The sequence below is a fragment of the Pseudomonas sp. SG20056 genome (genome assembly GCF_031764535.1).
Classification (GTDB): domain Bacteria; phylum Pseudomonadota; class Gammaproteobacteria; order Pseudomonadales; family Pseudomonadaceae; genus Aquipseudomonas.
The window spans coordinates 4,172,224-4,192,921 of sequence record NZ_CP134499.1 but is presented as its reverse complement, the minus strand read 5'-3'; the positions used below and the strand labels follow the sequence as shown (position 1 = coordinate 4,192,921).

Annotated in this window: 21 protein-coding genes; 10 read left to right on the top strand and 11 right to left on the bottom strand. The window is 61.6% G+C overall.

What is annotated here, in order from left to right; translation table 11 throughout:
• Positions 1–198: 198 nt before the first annotated feature.
• From hslO to RHP75_RS19785, 3 genes are all read left to right on the top strand, one after another.
• Positions 199–1,086, top strand: coding sequence for an Hsp33 family molecular chaperone HslO (gene hslO / locus RHP75_RS19795; RefSeq protein ID WP_311089703.1), 888 nt, complete (start codon positions 199–201; stop codon positions 1,084–1,086).
• 159 nt (positions 1,087–1,245) lie between these two features.
• On the top strand, positions 1,246–2,787 hold the full coding sequence (locus tag RHP75_RS19790) for a phosphoenolpyruvate carboxykinase (RefSeq protein ID WP_233683288.1): 1,542 nt from the start codon (positions 1,246–1,248) through the stop codon (positions 2,785–2,787).
• A gap of 751 nt (positions 2,788–3,538) precedes the next feature.
• Positions 3,539–5,458: a RecQ family ATP-dependent DNA helicase gene (locus RHP75_RS19785; RefSeq protein ID WP_311089702.1), complete on the top strand. Its 1,920-nt coding sequence runs from the start codon at positions 3,539–3,541 to the stop codon at positions 5,456–5,458.
• Positions 5,459–5,479: 21 nt separating this feature from the next.
• Here the strand turns inward: RHP75_RS19785 and RHP75_RS19780 are convergent, their stop codons facing one another.
• A complete protein-coding gene (locus tag RHP75_RS19780) occupies positions 5,480–6,223 on the bottom strand; it encodes a winged helix-turn-helix domain-containing protein (RefSeq protein WP_311089701.1) in 744 nt (247 codons plus the stop codon).
• Positions 6,224–6,297: 74 nt separating this feature from the next.
• Here RHP75_RS19780 and RHP75_RS19775 point away from each other — a divergent pair, with 74 nt between their 5' ends.
• Together RHP75_RS19775 and RHP75_RS19770 are read left to right on the top strand one after the other, a co-directional pair.
• A complete protein-coding gene (locus tag RHP75_RS19775) occupies positions 6,298–6,645 on the top strand; it encodes an NIPSNAP family protein (RefSeq protein ID WP_311089700.1) in 348 nt (115 codons plus the stop codon).
• Positions 6,642–6,992: an antibiotic biosynthesis monooxygenase gene (locus RHP75_RS19770; protein ID WP_311089699.1), complete on the top strand. Its 351-nt coding sequence runs from the start codon at positions 6,642–6,644 to the stop codon at positions 6,990–6,992. The genes RHP75_RS19775 and RHP75_RS19770 overlap by 4 nt, the downstream gene beginning before the upstream one ends.
• 27 nt (positions 6,993–7,019) lie before the next feature.
• Here the strand turns inward: RHP75_RS19770 and RHP75_RS19765 are convergent, their stop codons facing one another.
• From RHP75_RS19765 to RHP75_RS19740, 6 genes are all read right to left on the bottom strand, one after another.
• Positions 7,020–7,457, bottom strand: coding sequence for a nucleoside deaminase (locus tag RHP75_RS19765; protein ID WP_311089698.1), 438 nt, complete (start codon positions 7,455–7,457; stop codon positions 7,020–7,022).
• Positions 7,458–7,485: 28 nt separating this feature from the next.
• On the bottom strand, positions 7,486–8,097 hold the full coding sequence (locus tag RHP75_RS19760) for an ABC-type transport auxiliary lipoprotein family protein (protein ID WP_311089697.1): 612 nt from the start codon (positions 8,095–8,097) through the stop codon (positions 7,486–7,488).
• Complete coding sequence (locus RHP75_RS19755; RefSeq protein WP_311089696.1) at positions 8,094–9,011, bottom strand: MlaD family protein; 918 nt, start codon at positions 9,009–9,011, stop codon at positions 8,094–8,096. The genes RHP75_RS19760 and RHP75_RS19755 overlap by 4 nt, the downstream gene beginning before the upstream one ends.
• The gene (locus tag RHP75_RS19750; protein ID WP_311089694.1) at positions 9,012–9,800 is read right to left on the bottom strand and encodes an ATP-binding cassette domain-containing protein; all 789 of its coding nucleotides are present in this window, start codon (positions 9,798–9,800) and stop codon (positions 9,012–9,014) included. It lies immediately after the preceding gene.
• Complete coding sequence (locus RHP75_RS19745) at positions 9,797–10,942, bottom strand: ABC transporter permease (RefSeq protein ID WP_311089693.1); 1,146 nt, start codon at positions 10,940–10,942, stop codon at positions 9,797–9,799. Before RHP75_RS19745 ends, RHP75_RS19750 begins: the two co-directional genes overlap by 4 nt.
• 80 nt (positions 10,943–11,022) lie before the next feature.
• Positions 11,023–11,949, bottom strand: a complete 927-nt coding sequence (locus RHP75_RS19740) for an exopolyphosphatase (protein ID WP_311089692.1) — start codon at positions 11,947–11,949, stop codon at positions 11,023–11,025.
• Between the two features lie 194 nt (positions 11,950–12,143).
• On the opposite strand from RHP75_RS19740, the gene RHP75_RS19735 reads away from it, so the two are divergent.
• The gene (locus tag RHP75_RS19735; protein WP_310284786.1) at positions 12,144–12,485 is read left to right on the top strand and encodes a cupin domain-containing protein; all 342 of its coding nucleotides are present in this window, start codon (positions 12,144–12,146) and stop codon (positions 12,483–12,485) included.
• Positions 12,486–12,496: 11 nt separating this feature from the next.
• On the opposite strand, the gene RHP75_RS19730 is transcribed toward RHP75_RS19735, so the two are convergent.
• The gene (locus tag RHP75_RS19730) at positions 12,497–13,150 is read right to left on the bottom strand and encodes a DUF3313 domain-containing protein (protein WP_311089691.1); all 654 of its coding nucleotides are present in this window, start codon (positions 13,148–13,150) and stop codon (positions 12,497–12,499) included.
• A gap of 77 nt (positions 13,151–13,227) precedes the next feature.
• Complete coding sequence (locus tag RHP75_RS19725) at positions 13,228–14,187, bottom strand: class I SAM-dependent methyltransferase (RefSeq protein WP_311089690.1); 960 nt, start codon at positions 14,185–14,187, stop codon at positions 13,228–13,230.
• A gap of 150 nt (positions 14,188–14,337) precedes the next feature.
• Between RHP75_RS19725 and RHP75_RS19720 the strand changes: the two genes are divergently transcribed.
• The 4 genes from RHP75_RS19720 (at position 14,338) to RHP75_RS19705 (ending at position 17,680) form a co-directional block, all read left to right on the top strand.
• Positions 14,338–14,940 (top strand): nitroreductase family protein, encoded by a 603-nt coding sequence (locus RHP75_RS19720; RefSeq protein WP_311089689.1) that lies wholly within the window; start codon positions 14,338–14,340, stop codon positions 14,938–14,940.
• 175 nt (positions 14,941–15,115) lie between these two features.
• The gene (locus RHP75_RS19715; protein WP_311089688.1) at positions 15,116–16,606 is read left to right on the top strand and encodes an NAD(P)/FAD-dependent oxidoreductase; all 1,491 of its coding nucleotides are present in this window, start codon (positions 15,116–15,118) and stop codon (positions 16,604–16,606) included.
• Between the two features lie 181 nt (positions 16,607–16,787).
• Complete coding sequence (locus RHP75_RS19710) at positions 16,788–16,958, top strand: hypothetical protein (RefSeq protein WP_167143638.1); 171 nt, start codon at positions 16,788–16,790, stop codon at positions 16,956–16,958.
• 218 nt (positions 16,959–17,176) lie between these two features.
• On the top strand, positions 17,177–17,680 hold the full coding sequence (locus RHP75_RS19705) for a hypothetical protein (protein WP_311089686.1): 504 nt from the start codon (positions 17,177–17,179) through the stop codon (positions 17,678–17,680).
• Here RHP75_RS19705 and RHP75_RS19700 read toward each other — a convergent pair.
• Both RHP75_RS19700 and RHP75_RS19695 read right to left on the bottom strand, forming a co-directional pair.
• The gene (locus tag RHP75_RS19700) at positions 17,637–20,030 is read right to left on the bottom strand and encodes an EAL domain-containing protein (RefSeq protein WP_311089685.1); all 2,394 of its coding nucleotides are present in this window, start codon (positions 20,028–20,030) and stop codon (positions 17,637–17,639) included. The two genes, RHP75_RS19705 and RHP75_RS19700, sit on opposite strands and share 44 nt — an antisense overlap.
• On the bottom strand, positions 20,027–20,671 hold the full coding sequence (locus RHP75_RS19695; RefSeq protein WP_311089683.1) for a methylamine utilization protein: 645 nt from the start codon (positions 20,669–20,671) through the stop codon (positions 20,027–20,029). Before RHP75_RS19695 ends, RHP75_RS19700 begins: the two co-directional genes overlap by 4 nt.
• Positions 20,672–20,698: the final 27 nt, after the last annotated feature.

Genomic DNA, 20,698 nt, shown 5'->3' with positions numbered 1-20,698 from the left:
ATCTGTGGGCTTTAAAGCGGCCGGCATCCTAGGGATTTGCTGCCGAGAATGCAAAATTTCGCCCTATCTTTTGTCGACAACTGTGACCCGGTTTTGTATCGATAGCTTCCGCCCGCGAGGCTGATAGATAAGAGGCGCTTGGTCGGCTGGACGTTTGCGCCTAAAATCGCGGGCCGAGTCACATTCAGTGAAGTTGGCATGTCTGATTTTTCCCAACGCTTCTTGTTCGACGACAGCGATATCCGTGGCGAACTGGTCGGTCTGACCGACAGCTACAGCCATGTGCTGGCCAAACACACCTACCCGCAACCGGTCGCCCAATTGCTGGGTGAGCTGCTGGCAGCTGCTTCACTGCTGATCGGTACGCTGAAGTTCGAAGGCCTGCTGATCCTGCAGGCGCGCTCCTCCGGTGCCGTGCCCCTGCTGATGGTCGAATGCTCCAGCGAAGGTGAGCTGCGTGGTATCGCCCGTTATCACGCCGAGCAGATCACGGCTGATGCCAACCTGTGCGAGTTGATGCCCGATGGCGTGCTGGCCATGACCGTCGACCCGAAATCCGGGCAGCGTTATCAGGGTATCGTCGATCTGGAAGGGGAAACCCTGGCCGATTGCCTGACCAACTACTTCGCCACCTCCGAACAGTTGCCCACGCGCTTCTGGCTCAGTGCCGATGGCCAGCGTGCGCGCGGCCTGCTGCTGCAGCAGCTGCCGGCCGACCGCCTGAAGGAAGCCGATGAGCGTGAGGCCAGCTGGCAGCATGCTATGGCCCTGGCCGATACCTTGAAGGCCGAGGAACTGCTCGGTCTGGATAACGAAACCCTGCTGCACCGTCTGTATCACCAGGAAGCACTGCGTCTGTTTGACCCGCGCGCCCTGCAGTTTCGCTGCAGCTGCTCGCGTGAGCGCTCCAGCCGCGCACTGATCAGCCTCGGCCAGGCTGACGCTGAGGCACTGGTGCAGGAGCATGGCGGTAGCGTGGAAATCGACTGTCAGTTCTGCAACGAACGCTACCTGTTCGATGCCGCCGATGTGCTGCAACTGTTTATCGACGGCAGTACCGATGCGCCGTCAGACACGCGCCACTAGGGCGCGCGGCTCTAAAACGAGGCGCGGAGAACTGATCAGAGGCTGCACCCGCAGCTAAATTTTTCTGGCATAATCCGCGCACTTTTTCGCTGTAGTAGTGCTCCACTTTCTACTACAAAACGTTCGGAAGACTCGGCCACGTGGCCGACGGGGACCCACATGACGCAAGCCAACAACGCCGTGTACACCGACATCAGCGCTGCCCAACTGGTCGAAGAAGCCCTTCGTCGCGGTGAAGGCGAGCTGGCCGCCAACGGCTCGCTGGTCGTACGCACAGGCCATCGCACTGGTCGTTCGCCGGCTGATCGCTTCATCGTGCAAGAGCCGAGCACCGAGGCGAAAATCGCCTGGGGCGCAATCAACCGTCCGTTCCCGGCTGACAAGTTCGACGCCCTGTGGGACCGCGTGCAGGCGTTCTCCGATGCCCAGGACAGCTTCGTGTCCTACGTTCATGTAGGTTCTGCCGACGCGCACTACCTGCCGGTCAAGATGACCACCGCCACCGCCTGGCAGAACCTGTTCGGCCGTTGCCTGTTCATCAACCCGGAGCAGTACAACCCGGCCGGCAAAGACGAGTGGCAGATCCTCAACGTTGCCAACTTCGAGTGCGTACCGGAGCGTGACGGCACCAACTCCGATGGCTGCGTGATCCTCAACTTCGCCGCCAAGAAAGTCCTGATCGCCGGTATGCGTTACGCCGGTGAAATGAAAAAAGCCATGTTCAGCGTGCAGAATTTCCTGCTGCCTGACGCCGACGTGCTGCCGATGCATTGCGCCGCCAACATCGGCGAAGAAGGCGACGTGACCCTGTTCTTCGGTCTGTCCGGCACCGGCAAGACCACCCTGTCCGCTGACCCAAGCCGCTACCTGATCGGCGACGACGAGCACGGTTGGGGTGTGGGCGTGGTGTTCAACATCGAAGGCGGTTGCTATGCCAAGTGCATCGACCTGTCCGAGAAGAACGAGCCGGTGATCTGGAAAGCCATCCAGTTCGGCGCCGTACTGGAAAACGTGGTGCTTGATGAAAACCGCGTACCGAACTACGCCGATGACAGCCTGACCCAGAACAGCCGTGCGGCTTACCCGCTGGAGCTGGTCGAGAAGCGCAGCGAGAAGAACCTCGGCGGCGAGCCGAACGCGGTGATCTTCCTGACCTGCGACCTGACTGGCGTACTGCCGCCGGTGTCGATCCTCAACGAAGAGCAAGCGGCTTACCACTTCCTCTCCGGTTACACCGCGCTGGTCGGTTCCACCGAAATGGGCAGCGGCGGCGGCATCAAGTCGACCTTCTCCACCTGCTTCGGCGCACCGTTCTTCCCGCGTCCGGCTGGCGAGTACGCTGAGCTGCTGATCAAGCGTATCCGTGGTTTCAACTCCAAAGTCTATCTGGTCAACACCGGCTGGACCGGCGGTGGCTACGGCGTGGGCAAGCGCTTCAACATCCCGACTACCCGTGGCGTGATTGCAGCCATCCAGAGCGGCGCGCTGATCGGTGCCGAAACCGAGCTGCTGCCGATCATCAACCTGAGCGTGCCGAAGTCGGTACCGGGCGTCGAAACCAATCTGCTCAACCCACGCAACACCTGGGAAGACAAAAACGCCTACGACGAAGCGGCGAAAGGCCTGGCCGGTCTGTTCATCGACAACTTCAAGAAGTTCGATGTGTCCGACGCCATCCGCAACGCTGGCCCGCAACTCTAAGTTGTAACTGCCGAGTTGAAAAAAAACCGCCTTAATCGGCGGTTTTTTTATGCATGCGCCAATCTGTGGGAGGCGCTTTAGCGGCGAGCTTTCGATATGAGGGGCCGTCGCGGCTGAAGCCCCTCCCACAATGCATCTGTGATGCGATAAAAAACGGAAAAGCCGCCCGAAAGCGGCTTTGGGTGCGTATCTGCTAACAGATCAGGCACGTTTGCGAGTGTTGCGCGTTGCATTGTTGCTCAGGTGGCCGCTCTGCACGGCCTTTGCTGTTGCTGTATGGCTGTCTCGGGCCACAGCGCTAACGGGGTTGGCAACTCAGGCGATTTCCAGGGCCTTTGTCTGCGGCTGTCGACTTCAGCATGACTGGCTACTGCCAGGTAGGTGTCGATATGTCGCGGGTGAGCGCTGGCGCTTTCGAGTTGTATGGCGGCGTTAGGTCTATGGTTTGGCACAACTCACGGCGAACCTGAGGTTTCCGCCAGACTGCGCACCGGCCTGAGGCTCGCATCAGCTACTCCGGTTCCGCCGGGGTCTTTGCTGCGCGGCCATCTGGCCTGGGTGGTGAGCGATCTAGTGGATAACCGGCAAGCTGCCGCTGAAACCAGATACCTGCATACTCATCTCCTTTTTTATTGGCATGGTTTGAATGTACGCCTGTGTTGCCCGTGGTGTTAGTTGGATTGGCAATAGCGGTGCGGCCTGTAGGAATTAATCATTGTTTGCCGCCCGTGCGGTCAATGGAGTGACAGCCATGAGTACCCTGGAACGTGTATTTGGCTTCAAGCAATTGCGCCCCGGTCAGGAGCGCGTGGTCACGGCTGTACTCGCTGGACGTTCGGCGGCGGCGATTTTCCCCACGGGATCGGGCAAGTCCTTGTGCTACCAGCTGCCGGCTTTGCATTTGCCGCACCTGACACTGGTGGTCTCGCCCTTGCTGGCGTTAATGCAGGACCAGCTGGCGTTCCTGCATGGCCGTGGCATCAGCGCCGCCAGTATCGATTCGGCGCAAAGCCGCGAGGAGGCCAGCGCGGTGATGGCGCGGGCGAAATCCGGCGAGCTGAAGATTCTGATGATCTCGGTCGAACGGCTGAAGAACGAGCGCTTTCGCAACTTTATCGCCCAGGTACCGATTTCCCTGCTGGTGATCGACGAGGCCCACTGCATCTCCGAGTGGGGGCATAACTTCCGCCCGGATTACCTCAAACTGCCGGACTATCAGCGCCAGTTCGGCATCCCGCAGGTGCTGCTGCTCACTGCCACGGCCACGCCGCCGGTGATTGCCGATATGCAGCAGAAGTTTGCCATCGCCGCTGATGATGTGGTCACCACAGGTTTCTATCGCGCCAACCTCAACCTGCTGGTGGAGCCCGTCAGCGGCGCCGACAAGCAGCGCCGCCTGGAACAGTGGCTGGGCGCCAAGGCCGGGCAGCCGAGCATCATCTACGTGACCCAGCAGAAGACCGCCGAGCAGGTGGCCGCGCGCCTGAGCCAGCGCGGAATTGCTGCCAGCGCCTACCACGCCGGCATGGCCTCTGATGCGCGCGAGGCGATTCAACGGCAGTTTATGGCCGGGCAGATCAACTGCATCGTCGCCACCATCGCCTTCGGCATGGGCATCGACAAGGCGGATATCCGCAATGTGCTGCACTTCGACCTGCCCAAATCCATCGAGAATTACAGCCAGGAAATCGGCCGTGCCGGCCGCGATGGTCAGCCTTCCGACTGCCTGGTGCTGGCCAACCGCGACAGCCTCAACGTGCTGGAAAACTTCGTGTATGGCGATACGCCGGAGCTGGACGGCATCCGTTGTGTGCTCGACGATCTGCTAAATAGCAGCCAGAACGGCGCATGGGAGCTGATGCTTAACCAGCTCTCCGAGCAGAGCAATATTCGTCAGCTGCCGCTGAAGACCCTGCTGGTACAGCTGGAACTACGTGGCATCATCGCCCCGCGTTACGCCTACTTCGCCGAGTATCGCTTCAAATACCTGCTGGAGCCTGAAGCCCTGCTGGAGCAGTTCGAGGGTGAGCGGCGGCAATTTGTCGAGGCATTGATCAGCACCTCGCAGCGTGCCCGTACCTGGTGCACCGTGGACTTCGACCAGCTCTACCAGCAACATCAGGCCGAGCGCGGTCGGGTGATCAACGCTCTGGATTACTTCCAGGAAAAGGGCTGGGTCGAGTTGGAAAGCAAGCAGATGACTGAGGTCTACGCGCTGCTAGATCCCGGCTTCGATCCGGCGGTCTTGAGCGTCGAACTGCATGGCTATTTCAGCCAGCAGGAGGCCAGCGAGATCAGTCGGATTCACGCCATGCTCGCGCTGTTTGCCAGCGAGCAGTGCCTGAGTCAGCGTTTGGCCGCCTATTTCGGCGATGCCAATGCTCCGCAACAATGCGGACATTGTTCGGTGTGTCGTGGACAAGTGGCTAGGCTGCCCGCGCCGCCAGCCCTGCCGCCGCTGGCGGAGCAGGATGCACGCGGGCTATGCGACGGCTTTGTGCGCAAACACCAGGAGCTCAAGGGCGTTGCGCCGAGCACTGAATGCCTGACGCGCTACCTCTGCGGTATCAGCGTGCCGCTGTTTACCAAGCTCAAGGCGCGCCAGCTCGGCGGGTTTGCCGCGCTGGAAGATTATCCCTACGCCGAGGTGCGTGAATGGCTCCAGGCCTAGGAAGGAGTGCTGCAGCGGCTACTAAACGAGTGCGTCCAGCGCTGTGGTTTCAATATCCGCAGGATGGCTGAGCGGCTCGTCAGGCAATGGTTGGAACCATGCGCGGAATGACCGCTCGCCAGCCGCAGTGAACGCCACCACGCGCGAGTCGCCCACGCACTTGGCCCAGCCAAGCTCCTGGATCCGCACAAACAGGGCGGTGCCGAGCGCGCCGGCCAGATGATGGCGGCGTTCGCTCCAGTCCAGACAGGACCGGCAGAATGAACGGCGTTGCATCGCCAGGGCGTCGGTGTCGATACCAATCTTGTGAAACCACTGACGCCCGCTGTTGGTGAGCGCTGGCCCTGCGTCCAGCTGTTGCAGCAGCTCGCGGCGCAGCAGTCCCTCGTAAGCCAGCACCCCCAGTTCACCGGCCAGATGGTCGTAGCAGACCCGTGCGCGGCGCAAGGCCAGGTCACGTGGTCCGGTGCGTGGCAGCGGCGGTCCGGCGCGCAAGGCGAGGCCCATCATCGATTCGAGCAGTTGCGCGACTTCCCGGCCAGCCAGGCGGAAGTAGCGATGCCGGCCCTGCTGGTCGACGCTGAGCAGGCCGGCGTCGAGCAATTTGCCCAGGTGTGAGCTGATGGTCTGTTTGGTCACGCCGGCGATATCGGCCAGCTCGGTGGCGGTCAGCGCGCGATCAGCCATCAGTGCGGACAGCACCGCTGCGCGGGCGTTGTCACCGAGCAGGGCGGCGATACGGGTGATGTTGGGGCCTTCGATCATGGTTCGATGCTAGTCGAACCATATAGCAGCGGCAATTGGCTAAGGTCTCCTCCACTAACCACAGGAGTGACCCCATGCAAATCACGTGTGTAATCCGCTATGAAATTGACCCGTTTCAGCGCGCCGCCTTCAAGGAGTATTCGGAGAACTGGGGGCGCATCATTCCGCGTTGCGGCGGCCAGCTGCTTGGCTACTTCCTGCCGCATGAGGGCAGTAACTATGTGGCCTGGGGCTTGATCGGCTTTGCCAGCCTGGCTGCTTACGAGGCCTATCGGGCGCGGCTCAAGGATGATCCAGAAGGGAGCGCCAACTTCGCCATGGCCCAACAGATGCGCTTTATCCTGCGTGAAGAGCGCTCCTTCGTTGAAGGCGTCGAGGGCACCCTGAGCGTTCAGCCGAGCTTCGCGGGGGTTGCAGCATGATCGCGGTGATCTTCGAGGTGCAGCCCCAGGTTGGCCGGGAGTCGGAGTATCTGGATACGGCAGCGGCGATACGCGAGCAACTCGGACAGGTGGATGGCTTTATCTCGGTGGAGCGCTTTGCCAGCCTCTCCCAGCCGGGCAAGCTGCTGTCGTTGTCGTTCTGGCGGGACGAGGCGGCGGTCAAGCGTTGGCGCACCCTGGAGGTGCATCGCCATGCCCAGGCCGCCGGGCGGAGTGGCGTGTTCGCTGACTACCGGCTGCGGGTGGCCGAGGTGGTGCGCGACTATGGCCTGCATGAGCGCGACCAGGCGCCGAGCGACTCACGCCGGGTACATGATCCGCTTTAACTGCCAGAGCGCGGCGCCGGGTTGGGATTACTCGCCGATATCCTCGTTCCACAGCGTCGGTTGGGCGGCGATAAAGGCCTGCATCAGGTGCAGGCATTCGTTGTTGTGCAGCACATCGAGCTGCACGCCACGCTCGCGCAGCAGGGCTTCTTCGCCGAGGAAGGTCTGGTTTTCGCCGATGATCACCTTGGGGATGCCATACAGCAGGATGGCTCCGCTGCACATCGCGCAGGGTGAAAGAGTTGTGTAGAGCACCGACTCGCGGTAGGTCTGCGCGCTCTGCCGGCCGGCGTTTTCCAAGGCGTCCATTTCACCATGGCGGATGGCGCTGCCTTGTTGTACGCGACGGTTATGGCCACGGCCGATAATCTGGCCGTTATGCACCAGCACCGAGCCGATCGGGATGCCGCCTTCGGCCAGGCCCTGGCGGGCTTCGTCGATGGCCGCTTGCATAAATGTGTCCATGGTTCGCCCCTCGCTGGAACAACTCAGTTCATTTTTGCTGCGCGGTCTGACCTTGGGTCAAAGTCCACTCCAGCACCTCGCGGGCCAGTTGGTCGCCGGCCTGGCCGAAGGCGTTGACCACCGCCGGCACCGAGGTGTCGCTGGCCGCCTGGCTGACTTCGAAACGCCGGCTGGCGAGGATGCGCAGGCTGCCACTCTGCACCAGGCGGGCTTCGAACAGGATGCGCGCGGCTGGGCGGCCGTCTTGGTATTCACTGTGGAAGGCACGCAGGTCGCCGTCCAGTTCAAGATCGGCTTGCAGGCGGCTGTCATCGCTGCTCACCGCCTTGAGGCGGCCGTCGTCGAGGAAGGCGTCGATCAGCCGGTCGCGCAGCAGCAGTGGCGCGCGGTCGCTCCAGCGCACACCCTGGTAGGCGCTGATCTGGTCGCCGGGCGGCAATACGGCAATTCGCGTGCTGTCGAGCAGCTGGCTGCTGTAGGGCTTGTTCACCCGCAACGCCCAATCGGCGCTGACGTCGTGGCTGGGCAGGCTGCTGGCGGGCAGGCGGTAGATGCTCAGCACCTGGCTTTTCGGCAAGACCGAGCAGGCGGTCAGGCTGCCGATCAGCAGCAGGGCGGCGAGCAGGCGAAGACGGCTCATGGTTGAAACTCCTTGATGGTATCGCTGCGCAGCAGGTAGCCGGCCGGGTCTTCCTCCAGGCGGCGGGCGAAGGAGCGCAGGGCGCTGAGAGTTTCGCGCAGTTCGACAATGGTCGGGCCTAATTCGCCGATGCCTTGCATGCCGTTGTTGAGGGTGCTGTGGTTATCCGCTAACAAGCGTTCGACGCTGCTGCTGCTGCGCTCCAATGAGGCCATCAGGCGATTGGCGCTGCTGACGGCGTCGTGGCCTGGGCCACTGAGCAACTGGTTGGCGTTGCGCATCAGGTTGGCGGCTTCCTGGCTGGCCGTGCTCATCTGTTGCAGTGCCGTGCGCAGCTCGTCGCGCTGTTCGGCGACGCTGGCGCTGGTCTGTTCGATGTTTTCCAGGGTGCGCGAGATGCGCCCGATATTGTCGCGAGAGAACAGCTGGTTGGCGCGGTTGAGCAGGCGCGTGACGCTGAGTACCAGGTCTTCGCCATTGGACATCAGCCTAGAGAGCGGTGAGCGGTCGGCGATGATTTCTGCGCGCTGATCGCCCTTGCTGATCAGCATGGGGCTTTCCGGAGAGCCACTGTGCAGCTGGATCAGCGAGGCACCGGTGATCCCGGTAATCGACAGACGGGCACGGGTGTCTTCCTTGATCGGCGTGTTCGCGTTGACGCGGATATGTGCGCGTACCTTGCGCGGGTCTTGCGGGTCGAGGCGCAGGCTGATCACGTCGCCGACCTTGATCCCGCTGTATTGCACGGCGCTGCCCTGGGATAGGCCGCTGACGGCCTCGGTGAAAATCACATCGTAATCATTGAGTTCCTGATCCGAGCTGGCTTTGCTCAGCCACAGGGCAAAGCCCAGTGCGCCGGCCACCATCAGCACGGTAAACAGGCCAATCAACACGTGGTGCGCACGCGGTTCCATTCAGTTGCTCCCTGGCGCGCCGCTGGCGGCCTGTTCGGCTGCGCGTCCGCGCGGGCCGTGAAAATACTCGTGAATCCAAGGGTTGTCGGTGGCGGCTACAACGTCCAGGCGGTCGGCCACCAGCACGCGCTTTTCCGCCAGCACGGCCACCCGATCACAGATGGTGTAGAGCGTGTCCAGGTCATGGGTGACCAGAAACACGCTGAGCCCAAGGGCGTCGCGCAGTGTCAGGATCAGTTGGTCGAAGGCCGCCGCGCCAATCGGGTCGAGCCCGGCGGTGGGCTCGTCGAGAAACAGGATGTCCGGCTCTAGCGCCAGCGCGCGGGCCAGGGCCGCACGTTTGATCATGCCGCCGGACAGTTCGGTCGGGTATTTGTCGCCGGCCTCACGCGGCAGGCCGACCAGCGCCAGTTTGACCTGAGCCAGGCGCTCGGCGGCTGGGCGCTTGAGGCCAGTATGTTCGAGCAGCGGCAGGGCGATGTTCTCGGTCACCGTCAGTGAGGAAAACAGCGCGCCGCGTTGATAAAGCACACCGAAACGTCGTTCCAGCTGCGAGCGGCGCTCGGGCGGCAGGCTCAGCAGTTCTTCACCAAATACCCGCACGGTGCCGGAGTTGGCCCGGCGCAGGCCGAGAATACTGCGCAGCAGCACGGACTTGCCGGTGCCCGAGCCGCCGACCACGCCAAGCACTTCGCCGCGGTATAGGTTCAGCGCCAGGTCCTGGTGCACGGTCTGCGCGCCGAAGCGGTTGACCAAGTTGCGTACCTCGATAATCGCTTCGCCCGTCACCAGCCCATCTCCATCAGAAACAGCGCAGCCAGAGCGTCGAGCACGATCACCACGAAAATCGATTGGACCACGCTGGAGGTGGTGCGCTCGCCCACCGATTGCGCGCTGCCGGTGACCTTGAAGCCTTCCAGGCAGCCGATCACCGCGATCAGGAAGGCAAACAGCGGGGCTTTGGCCATACCGACGACAAAGTGTTTGAGGGCGATGTTTTCCTGCAGCATGGCCAGGTACATGGCCGGGGGAATGTCCAGGCTCAGGGCGCAAACCACTGCGCCGCCGAGGATGCCGCTGAGCATGGCAATAAAGGTCAGGATCGGCAGGGCGATCAGCAGGGCGAACACCCGTGGCAGCACCAGCAGTTCCAGCGGGTTGAGGCCGAGGGTGCGAATGGCGTCGATTTCCTCGTTGGCCTTCATCGAGCCGATCTGCGCGGTAAAGGCGCTGGCGGTGCGCCCGGCCATCAGAATGGCGGTGAGCAGCACGCCGAACTCGCGCAAGAAGGAAAACGCCACCAGGTCGACCGTGTAGATGCTTGCGCCAAAATCGGCGAGCACCGTAGCGCCGAGAAAGGCCACCACCGCGCCGACCAGAAAGGTCAGCAGGGCGACGATGGGTACGGCATTCAGGCCGCTCTGTTGCAAATGCGCGACCAGCGAGGTGATGCGCCAGCGGCCGGGGCGCAGAAGGATGGCGAACATCGCCGCCAGGGTCATGCCGATAAAACCGAGCAGCGCCACGCCCTGCTGCCAGAGTTCCTCTATGGCTTGGCCGATTTGCCCGAAGAATTCGCGCCAGGCCGGAATGCGTTTGGTTGGCAGGGCATCGCCCACATCGGCAATTGCGCTGCCCACTGCCTGCAACAACGCGCGGCGCTCGCTGGCCAGGCCTGGTGCATCCTGGGCCAGTTGCGCCAGGCGCTGACTGCCGAGCAACTCCACCAACAGCGCGGCACCGGCGGTATCCAACGCGCCGAGGCCTTGCAAGTCGATACTCGCGGCCTTGTTCAGGGTGCCGCGCAGTGCCAGCACTTCGGCTTCCAGGCGGGCGTAGTGAGGCAGCGTCCAGTCGCCGCCGATGCGCAAGCCAGAGGGCGCATCCGTGCGGCTGGATTCAAGCGGCGTGATAAAGGGGGCTGTGCTCATGCGCCACAGCTTACCCTTGTCGCGGCGCATCCGCCCAGCGTCCGGGGGAGAGAGCGTTGACTGAGCGTACTGAAACAGGCCTAACCGTCTGCGGTGATCTCGGCAATCAGCTCGCGCAGCGCTGCTTCGGCGTCCTCGTTGGCCACCTGGCAGGTGCCGGCATTGGCGTGGCCGCCGCCGTTGTAGCTCAGGCACAGTTCGCCGACATTGGTGTTGGAGCTGCGGTCTAGGATCGATTTGCCGATGGCGAACACGGTGTTCTGCTGTTTAACGCCCCACATCACGTGGATCGAGATATTGCACTGTGGGTACAGGGCGTAGATGACGAAGCGGTTGACTGCGTAGATCGTCTCCTCGTTGCGCAAATCGAGCACCGCAAGGTTGTGGTAGACCGTGGCGCAGCGCTGGATCTGCGCCTTGGCCTCGCGCTGGTGCTCCAGGTACAACGCAACGCGCTCATCGACGTCCGGCAGTTGGAGGATTTCGTCAATGCCGTGGGTCTGGCAGAAGTCGATCAGCTGCATCATCAGCTGGTAGTTGGAGATGCGAAAGTCGCGGAAACGCCCGAGGCCCGTGCGCGCATCCATGATAAAGCTCAGCAGCTCCCAGCCTTGCGGGTCGAGGATATCGTCACGGCTGAATTGCGCAGCGTCAGCCTTGTCCACGGCCTCCATCATTTCGTCCCAGTCCCGTGGGAAGGCCTCGTGGCCACCGTAGTGCTTCCACACCACCCGCGCCGCCGAAGGCGCATCGGCATCAATCAGGTGATTACTCGCCGGCTGGTTGCGAATGGTTTCGCTGAGGTGGTGGTCGAAGGCCAGGTGGCAGCCAGGCACATAGGGCAGGTTGGTGGTGATGTCATTGCTGGTGATCGCCACTTTGCCGTCCTGCATGTCCTTGGGGTGGACGAAGAGGATGTCGTCGATCAAGTTGAGGTGTTTGAGCAGAGCGGCGCACACCAGGCCGTCAAAATCACTGCGGGTGACCAAGCGGTAAAGACTGGACATAAAGCATCTCCGGATCGGGCAAGCGGCGGGAATAAACCAACAGGCCCCTTTCAAGGTAGCACGCAGTTTGCCCATCAGCCTGGGCGAAGGGGCTGCGTTTCCAGGCAGTTGCAGGTCGACTTCAGGACAGTCCCGGCAAGGCGGCGGTTCTAGGCTGGCGTTTGTTGTTCTACCGACCTCAGGAGCCACCACCCATGTCACCGATTACCGTACTGCGTGATACCCAGCCGATTCCGCTGCTGGATGCCTGCAAGTGGACGCGCATCGCCGGCGAGCCGCACACCGTCAACCTCAACGCCTACACCTCTGAGGACGGTAGCAAGATCATGGGCACCTGGATTTGCACACCCGGCAAATGGCAGGTGGCCTATGAAAAATGGGAGTACTGCCACTTCCAGGAGGGGTATTGCATCATCACCCCGGAAGGCCAGGCGCCGATTCACCTGCGCGCCGGCGATATCTTTATCGTCGAACCCGGGATGAAGGGCACCTGGGAAGTTGTTGAGACGGTGCGCAAATACTTTGTCTTTGCCTGAGCCGTTAAACCTTAGGGTTTGAAGTTGCGCGCATCCTTGGCCCACTCATCCAGCGCCGGCTTGATGTCCTTGAGGCTGAGTTGAGTGCTGTCGTTTTCCAGCTGCAGGCCATGGCCCTTGCGCACCACGCGGGTCATCGGCTGGCTGTTGCGGCCGTCGATGGCTTCCAGTTCGACATAAATACTGCTGTTGAGGTCGCGGGTGCCGGCGGCGGTGCTGGCGGCTGCGGCTACCAGAGCAATCGGCACCACTTCATAGACTTTCAACCCTTCCGGCGACAGGTTGACCGCAGTTATGGCTGAGCGCAGTACCAGGGTGTCGCGATCTGCATATTCGACAACCTTCAGTCGTCCGGCCAGCTCAAGGCGCATGGCCTGCTGCAGGTAGAGGGCGATTTCGTCGAGAGTCTGCTGACTGACCTGTGCAGTTGCGGTTGGTGCAGGGTAGAACACCGGTCTTTCTACCAGCACCGAGCGGTAGTTTTCCGGTTTGAAATCCGGCGATACCCAGCGCATCACCGGCGCGCCGCTGGCCGACTGTGCAGGCTGCAGTTGTGAGTAGTCACTGAGGAAGCCCGAATACTGCGACGGTTGCGTGGTTTTGCTGGCGCAAGCGGCCAGTAACAGGGTGGCGGACAGGGCAAGGCCAAGGGTTTTCAGCGTCATTGCAATGATCTCGCGAGGGATGGTTGCCTAACTGTAGACCAGTTTGTAATGCGCCATGGTTTGCCCTGGCGAGCCCTCTAGTGCGGCATATGCAGGCCTTGCCCGTGGCGAAAAACCAGGGCCTTGAGAGCGCTGTCCGGCTGGCTGTCGGGAAACTCCGGCGGGTTTTCCAGGCGTTCGCTGAAGCGCAGGCTTGGTGCTTCAGCGGCCATGGCCTGGATCAGGTAATCGGGGCCTATTTCCGGCTCATTGCTACAGGCCAGCACCACTCCGTTCGCACTCAGCAGTTCAGGCAGGCGGCGCAGCACCTTCGGGTAGTCCTTGCTCAGCACGAAACTGCCGCGCTGGAACGACGGTGGGTCGATGATGATCAGGTCATAAGGGCCGTACTTGGCCACCTTGCCCCAGGATTTGAAGAGGTCGTGGCCGAGAAACACCACCTGGCTGAGGTCGTGCTGGTTTAACCGGTGATTGTCACGGCCACGGCTGAGAGCAGCCCTGGCCATATCCAGATTGATCACCTGGTGCGCGCCGCCGGCCAGTGCCGCCACGGAAAATCCGCAGGTGTAGGCGAATAGGTTGAGCACGCGCTTGCCCGCTGCCTGCGCCTGTACCCATTGACGGCCATAGCGCATATCGAGAAACAGCCCGCTGTTTTGCTTTTTGCCCAGGTCGAGGCGGTAGTGCAGGCCGTGCTCACAGATATCCCAGTGCTCGACCGGTTCGCCGAGCAGCCACTGCGTGGGGCTTTCCGGCAGGTAGCGCAGTTGCAGCAACAGGCTGTGTGCGCCACTTTGCTGCCAGGCGTTGGAGTGGCCGAGGTCGAGCAGCATCTGCTGCAGCGCGGCCAGTTCGGTATCGCTCACCGGCTTGAACAGCGCCACCAGTAGCACGCCTTGCAACCAATCCACGGTGATCTGCTCTAACCCCGGCCAGCAGCGGCCTCTGCCGTGAAACAGCCGGCGAGTTTCACTGGGCGGTGCAGTCAGGGCGTCGAGCAGGTGTTGCTGCAGGGTGACAAGGGCGGTTGCTTGCATGGTCGGGACCTGTTTGCGGGGTGCGGATTTTAACAGGCGGGCCACTCCCATCGCCTGTTTCGATAGTTTCTATCGTTAATGGCGTTTGGCATTCGTGCTGCCGAGTGCCTAGCATTGCCCTCTTTCACACTCTGCACATAAGGAACGCCCATGCACATCGACGAAGCCATCCGCAGCCGCCGCGCCGTCAAAGGCTATGACCCGGCATTTACTCTGAGTGATGCCGAGAAGGATGAACTGCTGCAGCTGGCGCTGCTCGCGCCATCGGCGTTCAACCTGCAGCACGTGCGTTTGGTTGAAGTCAGCGATCCCGCACTGCGCCAGCAGCTGCGTGACGTGGCTTGGGGCCAGGCGCAGGTGACCGACGCCTCAATGCTGGTGGTGGTGTGCGCCAAACTCGACAGCTGGCAGGAAGATGTCGGCCGCGTCTGGGAAGGCGCTCCGCAAGAAGTGCAGGCCTACATGGCTGGCGCCATCGACACCTACTACCGCTACAAACCGCAGGTGCAGCGCGATGAAACCATGCGCAGCTGTGGCCTGATGGCGCAGACCCTGATGCTCGCCGCACGCGGCAAAGGCCTCGACTCCTGCCCGATGGATGGTTTCGATTTCGATGCCGTAGCCAAGCTGATCAACTTGCCTGAAAACCATGTCATCGCCCTGATGGTCGCCGTCGGCAAGAAGACCATTGAACCCAAGCCGCGCATCGGCAAACTGCCGTACAACGAAGTGGTGTTGCGCAACCGTTTCTGATCGCTGGGTAGGTTGTTGAGCGCTCTAGTCATTCTTCAGCCATAACTGTGGTCAGCCTGCGCCTGATCACACCACTAAAGGTTGGATGACAAACGCGCTATTGGGGGTGAATCTGGCGGGCATCACAGATCGATGCATCGATCTGCAGCCATAAGAAGAAGCCTGAGGAGCCCCCATGTCTGTCGAACATCTGGATGTCTTGATCATCGGTGCCGGCTTGTCCGGCGTCGGTGCGGCCTATCACCTGATGAAACACTGCCCCGGCAAGCGCTTCGCCATCCTCGAAGGTCGGGAAGCCCTGGGCGGTACCTGGGATCTGTTCCGTTACCCGGGCATCCGTTCCGACTCGGATATGTTCACCCTCGGCTACAACTTCAAACCCTGGACCAATCCGCTGGCGATTGCCGACGGCCCGTCGATCCGCAGCTACATCGAGGAAACGGCCCAGGAAAACGGTATTCAGGAAAAGATCCGCTTCCGCCACAAGGTACTCAAGGCCGACTGGTGCAGTGAACGCGCCACCTGGACCCTGCAGGTGCAGCGCGGCGATGAACCGGAGCCGATCAAACTGAGTTGTCAGCACCTGCTGATGTGCACCGGCTATTACCGCTACGAAGCAGGCTACACCCCCGAGTTCAAAGGTCGCGAACTATTCAAGGGCGACTTTATCCACCCGCAGCTGTGGCCGGAAAACTTCGATTACAGCGGCAAGAACGTGGTGGTGATCGGCAGCGGCGCGACGGCCGTGACCCTGGTGCCGGCGATGACCGACAAGGCCAGGCACGTGACTATGCTGCAACGCTCACCGACCTATGTGGTGAGCCTGCCGCAGGGTGATCCGATCTCTGACGTGCTGCGCAAGTTCTTGCCGGAAACCTGGGTCTATCGTCTGGCGCGCACCCGTCAGGTGGCGATACAGCTGGGCTTCTACAAGCTCGCCAAGGCCTTCCCCAACCTGGTGCGCAAGGCGTTGCTGGGCCTGGCCCGGCATCAGCTGGGTAAGGATTTCGACATGCGCCACTTCAGCCCGCGCTACAAACCCTGGGATGAGCGGGTCTGTGCGGTGCCCAATGGCGATCTGTTCAAGGTGCTGCGCAATGGCAAGGCCTCGGTGGTCACCGAGCATATCGACGGCTTTACCGCCAAGGGCATCCGCCTGAAGTCCGGTAAGGAGCTGCCGGCGGATGTGATCATCAGCGCCACCGGGCTGGAATTGCAGCTGTTTGGCGGTATGCAGGTGACGGTCGACGGGCAGCCGTTTGACGCGTCCAAGAGCATGGGTTATCGCGGCATCATGCTGCGTGACCTGCCCAATGCCGCCGTGGTGCTGGGCTACACCAACGCCAGCTGGACGCTCAAGGCGGACCTCTCCAGCGAATACTTCTGCCGCCTGATCAACCATATGGATGCCAACGGCATGCGCCAATGCACCCCGCGCGACACGGCGCGGCAGGTCAAGAATGCGCCGTTCCTGGACCTAGCCTCCGGCTATATCAAACGCGCTGCTGACAAGATCCCCAGCCAGGGGGATCGCGCGCCGTGGAAGCTCTACCAGAACTACCTGCTGGACCTGGCGCTGCTGCGTTATGGCAAGGTTGAGGACGGATACCTGGAGTTCAGTTCACCGCATGTCGGCGAATCTTCCAGCACAGCCACAGCGGTCTAAACTGCCAAACAATGTAAGCCAAACGCTATAGCTGCTTGGCGCGTTATGCCTACAGAGATGTGGCCATTTGCCGCTTTAGAAGCAGGCATAGGGCCACTATGCTTTTGTGACAGCTTTCACGGATGAACGGGCCGGTATACCTGGCTGCTGTCGCAAAGGAGTCCTCTAGAGGATGAAAAGAATGGAATCGCTTCAGCAAGAGCAACGCTACCTGCCAGAGCTGCGGGCGCATATCGACAAACTGCTGGCCAAAGGCTGGGTCATTGCCGAGCGCAGCCCACTGACTCTGCAGTCCGGGCGCAAGACCTATATGGTTGTGCACGGCATGTTGATTGGTGATAACGCGTTTTAACCTGCGCCCCACCGTTTTCCCGGGCCGCTGCTGATCAAGATGATCGGCAGCGGCCTTTTTTGTGCGTGTTGAATTTTTAAGGCGCTTACTGGCGACAGCTATGCCTGTACCGCCGTGCTGTTGGCACGGGCCAAGGTGGGTTATGTCTGAATCTGTAATAACGCCGGACAATCAGACTCTACTGGCCTGATCACTGGAAAAGTCTAAGGGAGCTGTGCATGCGTGCTTTGCTTGGTTTGTCGTTGTTAACCCTGTTGTTGAGCGGTTGTGGCAGTTCGCATTTCACTCATATGAGCCTGCCGGTGTTACCGGGTTGGTACAACGGTGAGCAGGTTTACTACCTGACCACCGATATTTCGGATGCGCAGATGGCGACAGTGATGCAGGCCAACTACGTGCCGCGACTGGCCAATGCGTTGCCCGACATGCCCGGCCCGCACCCGTTGGCGACTTATGATCGGGTCTACAAGTTTGTTGATGACAGCCAGGCCAGTGTGTTCCCGTCTATCCCGCTGCCGTTAGGTGGGGATAACCAGGACACGGCCTACAGCCCGTTGTGGCATGTCTATGAGGTGCGCTGGTTGAGTGGTACGCCAGGCAGCCCGTTGCGTTCGGCTGATGCCGTGTTGCAAGCGCAGGAGCAAGGCTTGGTCAGTGTGAGAGCCAGTGGGATTATTGTTAATTGCCCGGTGGTAGCGGTTGGCGAGCAGCGCCTTCAGTAGGTGTAGTGGGTAAGTGCCACTGGCAGTTCTCCAGCCAGCTGGCAAATGCGGCGGGTGGCAGCGGTTTGCTCAGCAAGTAGCCTTGGGCGATATCGCAACCGAGCTGATCCAGACGGTCGAGGATGGCCTCGGTTTCCACCCCTTCGGCGACGATCTTCAGGCCCATGTTGTGGCCCAGTTCGATGGTCGAGCGGACGATGATGTCGTCATCAGGGTTGCTCAGCAGGTCCAGCACGAAGGACTTGTCGATCTTCAGCTCATGTACCGGCAGGCGCTTGAGCTGGGCCATGCTTGAGTAACCCGTGCCGTAGTCGTCGATCGACAGTTTCACGCCCAACTCGCACAATTCCTGCAATTGCCCCATGGCCAGTTCCGGGTCAGCCATCACCGCGCTTTCAGTGATTTCCACAATCAGGGCGGATGGCGGCACGCCCTGTTCGGCCAGTTGCGCGGCGATAAAGCCAGCAAAGCCGGGATCGGCCAGATCCAGTGCGGAGATATTGATCGCCGTCTTCAGTTCCAGCCCCTGTTCCTGCCAGGCGCGGCTTTGTGTCACGGCGGTGCGTACCACCCAGCGGGTCAGGGCGCAGACGTTGCCGGTCTGTTCGGCCAAGGGGATAAATTCGTCCGGCGGAATAAACCCGTGTACCGGGTGAATCCAGCGCACCAGGCATTCCACGCCATACAGGCTGCGCGCGCGGATATTCAGTTTCGGCTGGAAGTACAGGCTGAGCTGCCCGCCTTCCACCGCGCCTTTCAATTCGCTCATCAGCGCCAGGCGCAGCAGGCTGTGGCGGTCCAGCTCCGGGCGGTAGAGGGCGTAGGGTGAACGCTGCTGTTTGCCCAGGTACATCGCCACCTCGGCATGCTGCAGCAGGCTGCCGGCGCTTTCACCATGATCCGGATACAGGGCGATGCCAATCGTGGCGTTGAGGGTCATGCTGATCCCGCGTACGGCGAATGGCTCGTGCAGGGCGGCGCGGTAATGCTCGGCGGCAGGGATCAGCCAGCCGGGCTGGCAGGGGCTGATCAGCAAGGCAAACTCGTCACCACCGAGGCGCGCCAGTTGCTCGCCGGGGCGTAGCAGCGTTTGCAGGCGGGCGGCGAGCAGGCAGAGCAGCTGGTCGCCGGCGTCGTGGCCGAGGGTGTCGTTAAGGTCCTTGAAGTTATCCAAATCCATCAGCAGCACGGCGACGCCAGCCTCTGGCGGGCACTGCTGCAAAGCCTGTTGCAGCTCGGCAACAAAGCGGTTGCGGTTGGCCAGTTCGGTCAGCGGGTCGCGGTAAGCGAGAAAGCTGATGGTGGTTTCGCGCTCGGCAATGCCCTGCTGCATGGCGACAAATTCGCGGGCGAGCAAGCCGACTTCGCCGCTCGCCTGCGTTTCCATTGGTACCTGATAGTCGCCACTGGCGATGCGCCGCACGTTGTCGACCATCTGACTCAGCGGCCGGCTGACGGTATTGGCGATCCATAGCGCGCCGAGTCCGGCTAGCAGCAGGGCGATGGCGAAGATGGCTGCCAGCTGCCATTGCAGTGGCTGGTAATCGGCCAGCTCAGCGGACAGCGAGCGCATCAGCAGCACCTGCAATTCGCTACTGGTGCCGATCAGCGGCGCACGCAGGGCCACCTGCTCCAGGCCCTGTAATTCAAAACGAAATACCCCTTCAGCATTCGTCAGTAACTGGCCAGCCAGTTCAGCCCTTGGCAGTGCCTGCAGGTTGCTGGCCAGTACCCGGTACTGGCCAGGGCTGCCGTCGAGCAACGCGACATCGGCGCCACTGAGTCGGGCCAGGTGTGCGGTGGCCTGATCGTCCAGCTCAAAAGCCATCAGCAGCCAGCCCATCAGGTTGGGGCGCGGGGCGAAGATTGGTGTGGCGTTGATATGCAGTACCCGTTCACCAAATACCACCAGACGTTCTTTGCTCTGTGCATCGTCTGCGTCGAGCAGGTCGTTCCAGGGCAATTGTGCGCCCGGCAGCAGTTCACCGCTGGTGCCCGCGAGAATCAGCCCCTCGGGCGCACTGACCAAGGCAAAGCTGGCCTGGCTGCGTGAGGCAAACGATTCCAAGGCGGCGGACAGCGATTGCGCTTCTTGTTGAGGGCTGGCGATCAGGTCAGCGATTTCACCGAGCAGGGTGAAGTCCTTGGCGATCAGATCGGCCATGGCGCTCTGCGCCTGACGGCGGCTCTGCAGCTCATTGCTCAACACCGCATGGGCGAAGTTCAGTTGCCCGGCCACCTGGCTCAGGGTGTGCTGATACGTGGAGCGGTAAACCAATGCCAGTAGCAGCACCATTACCGCCAGCAACAGCAGCAGAAAGAAGCCGAGAATCTTGCCGCGCAGGGTCATGGCACGTAGCCGCCTTTACCCTGTGGACGCAAGGCGGGTGCTTTCGGCCGTGGATCGCGTTTAAGCGTGCCGGTCAGTTGCCAGGTCAAGGTGCCGTCGCTGGGTACGGCACGGCTCAGGGCTTCCTGCGGATCGGCGATGCGCGGGTGCCAGAGCTGCAGGGTTTGCCCGGCGGCTGCATCGAAGGTCAGGCGGGCCTTGCCCTGCTCGTCAGTCTTGGTAAACCAGGGGGTGTCGAGTACCAGGATAAAACCGAGCATCCAGTCATGGATATTGCAGCCCAGGGTAACCAGGCCGGGCTGGTCAAAGCGCATCTCCTGTGGTGCGGCTTTCTGCTGGTGCAGGCGTAGCTCGAAACGCTTGGCCGGCGAGAAGGAATAGACGTGGTGGTTGATCGGGTCGGAATTGGGGAAGCTCACCGTGGTGCCGACCTGTACGGGCAGAACATAGGGGGTGAACTGGCGCTTCTGCTGGTCCATTACCGCCGTGGCGGGTTGGCTTTGCGCAGGACCGGGTTCGATCCACAGCACGGCGTCGCGGAGCGGTTGGCCCTGATTATCGAGCAGCACGATCTGCAGATTCTGGGCCTGCGCCAGTGTGCCCAGCAGCACCAACAGCAGTGCCAACGCCGATTTCAGCATGATTGATCCCCCAAGACCGTACGACAG

Coding starts and splice junctions, on each gene's coding strand:
- RHP75_RS19755 (WP_311089696.1), bottom strand. CDS start 9,011: ATGGAACCGCGTGCGCACCACGTGTTGATTGGCCTGTTTACCGTGCTG.
- RHP75_RS19790 (WP_233683288.1), top strand. CDS start 1,246: ATGACGCAAGCCAACAACGCCGTGTACACCGACATCAGCGCTGCCCAA.
- RHP75_RS19765 (WP_311089698.1), bottom strand. CDS start 7,457: ATGGACACATTTATGCAAGCGGCCATCGACGAAGCCCGCCAGGGCCTG.
- RHP75_RS19760 (WP_311089697.1), bottom strand. CDS start 8,097: ATGAGCCGTCTTCGCCTGCTCGCCGCCCTGCTGCTGATCGGCAGCCTG.
- RHP75_RS19780 (WP_311089701.1), bottom strand. CDS start 6,223: ATGATCGAAGGCCCCAACATCACCCGTATCGCCGCCCTGCTCGGTGAC.
- RHP75_RS19775 (WP_311089700.1), top strand. CDS start 6,298: ATGCAAATCACGTGTGTAATCCGCTATGAAATTGACCCGTTTCAGCGC.
- hslO (WP_311089703.1), top strand. CDS start 199: ATGTCTGATTTTTCCCAACGCTTCTTGTTCGACGACAGCGATATCCGT.
- RHP75_RS19720 (WP_311089689.1), top strand. CDS start 14,338: ATGCACATCGACGAAGCCATCCGCAGCCGCCGCGCCGTCAAAGGCTAT.
- RHP75_RS19770 (WP_311089699.1), top strand. CDS start 6,642: ATGATCGCGGTGATCTTCGAGGTGCAGCCCCAGGTTGGCCGGGAGTCG.
- RHP75_RS19715 (WP_311089688.1), top strand. CDS start 15,116: ATGTCTGTCGAACATCTGGATGTCTTGATCATCGGTGCCGGCTTGTCC.
- RHP75_RS19735 (WP_310284786.1), top strand. CDS start 12,144: ATGTCACCGATTACCGTACTGCGTGATACCCAGCCGATTCCGCTGCTG.
- RHP75_RS19700 (WP_311089685.1), bottom strand. CDS start 20,030: ATGACCCTGCGCGGCAAGATTCTCGGCTTCTTTCTGCTGCTGTTGCTG.
- RHP75_RS19785 (WP_311089702.1), top strand. CDS start 3,539: ATGAGTACCCTGGAACGTGTATTTGGCTTCAAGCAATTGCGCCCCGGT.
- RHP75_RS19740 (WP_311089692.1), bottom strand. CDS start 11,949: ATGTCCAGTCTTTACCGCTTGGTCACCCGCAGTGATTTTGACGGCCTG.
- RHP75_RS19705 (WP_311089686.1), top strand. CDS start 17,177: ATGCGTGCTTTGCTTGGTTTGTCGTTGTTAACCCTGTTGTTGAGCGGT.
- RHP75_RS19745 (WP_311089693.1), bottom strand. CDS start 10,942: ATGAGCACAGCCCCCTTTATCACGCCGCTTGAATCCAGCCGCACGGAT.
- RHP75_RS19725 (WP_311089690.1), bottom strand. CDS start 14,187: ATGCAAGCAACCGCCCTTGTCACCCTGCAGCAACACCTGCTCGACGCC.
- RHP75_RS19710 (WP_167143638.1), top strand. CDS start 16,788: ATGGAATCGCTTCAGCAAGAGCAACGCTACCTGCCAGAGCTGCGGGCG.
- RHP75_RS19730 (WP_311089691.1), bottom strand. CDS start 13,150: ATGACGCTGAAAACCCTTGGCCTTGCCCTGTCCGCCACCCTGTTACTG.
- RHP75_RS19695 (WP_311089683.1), bottom strand. CDS start 20,671: ATGCTGAAATCGGCGTTGGCACTGCTGTTGGTGCTGCTGGGCACACTG.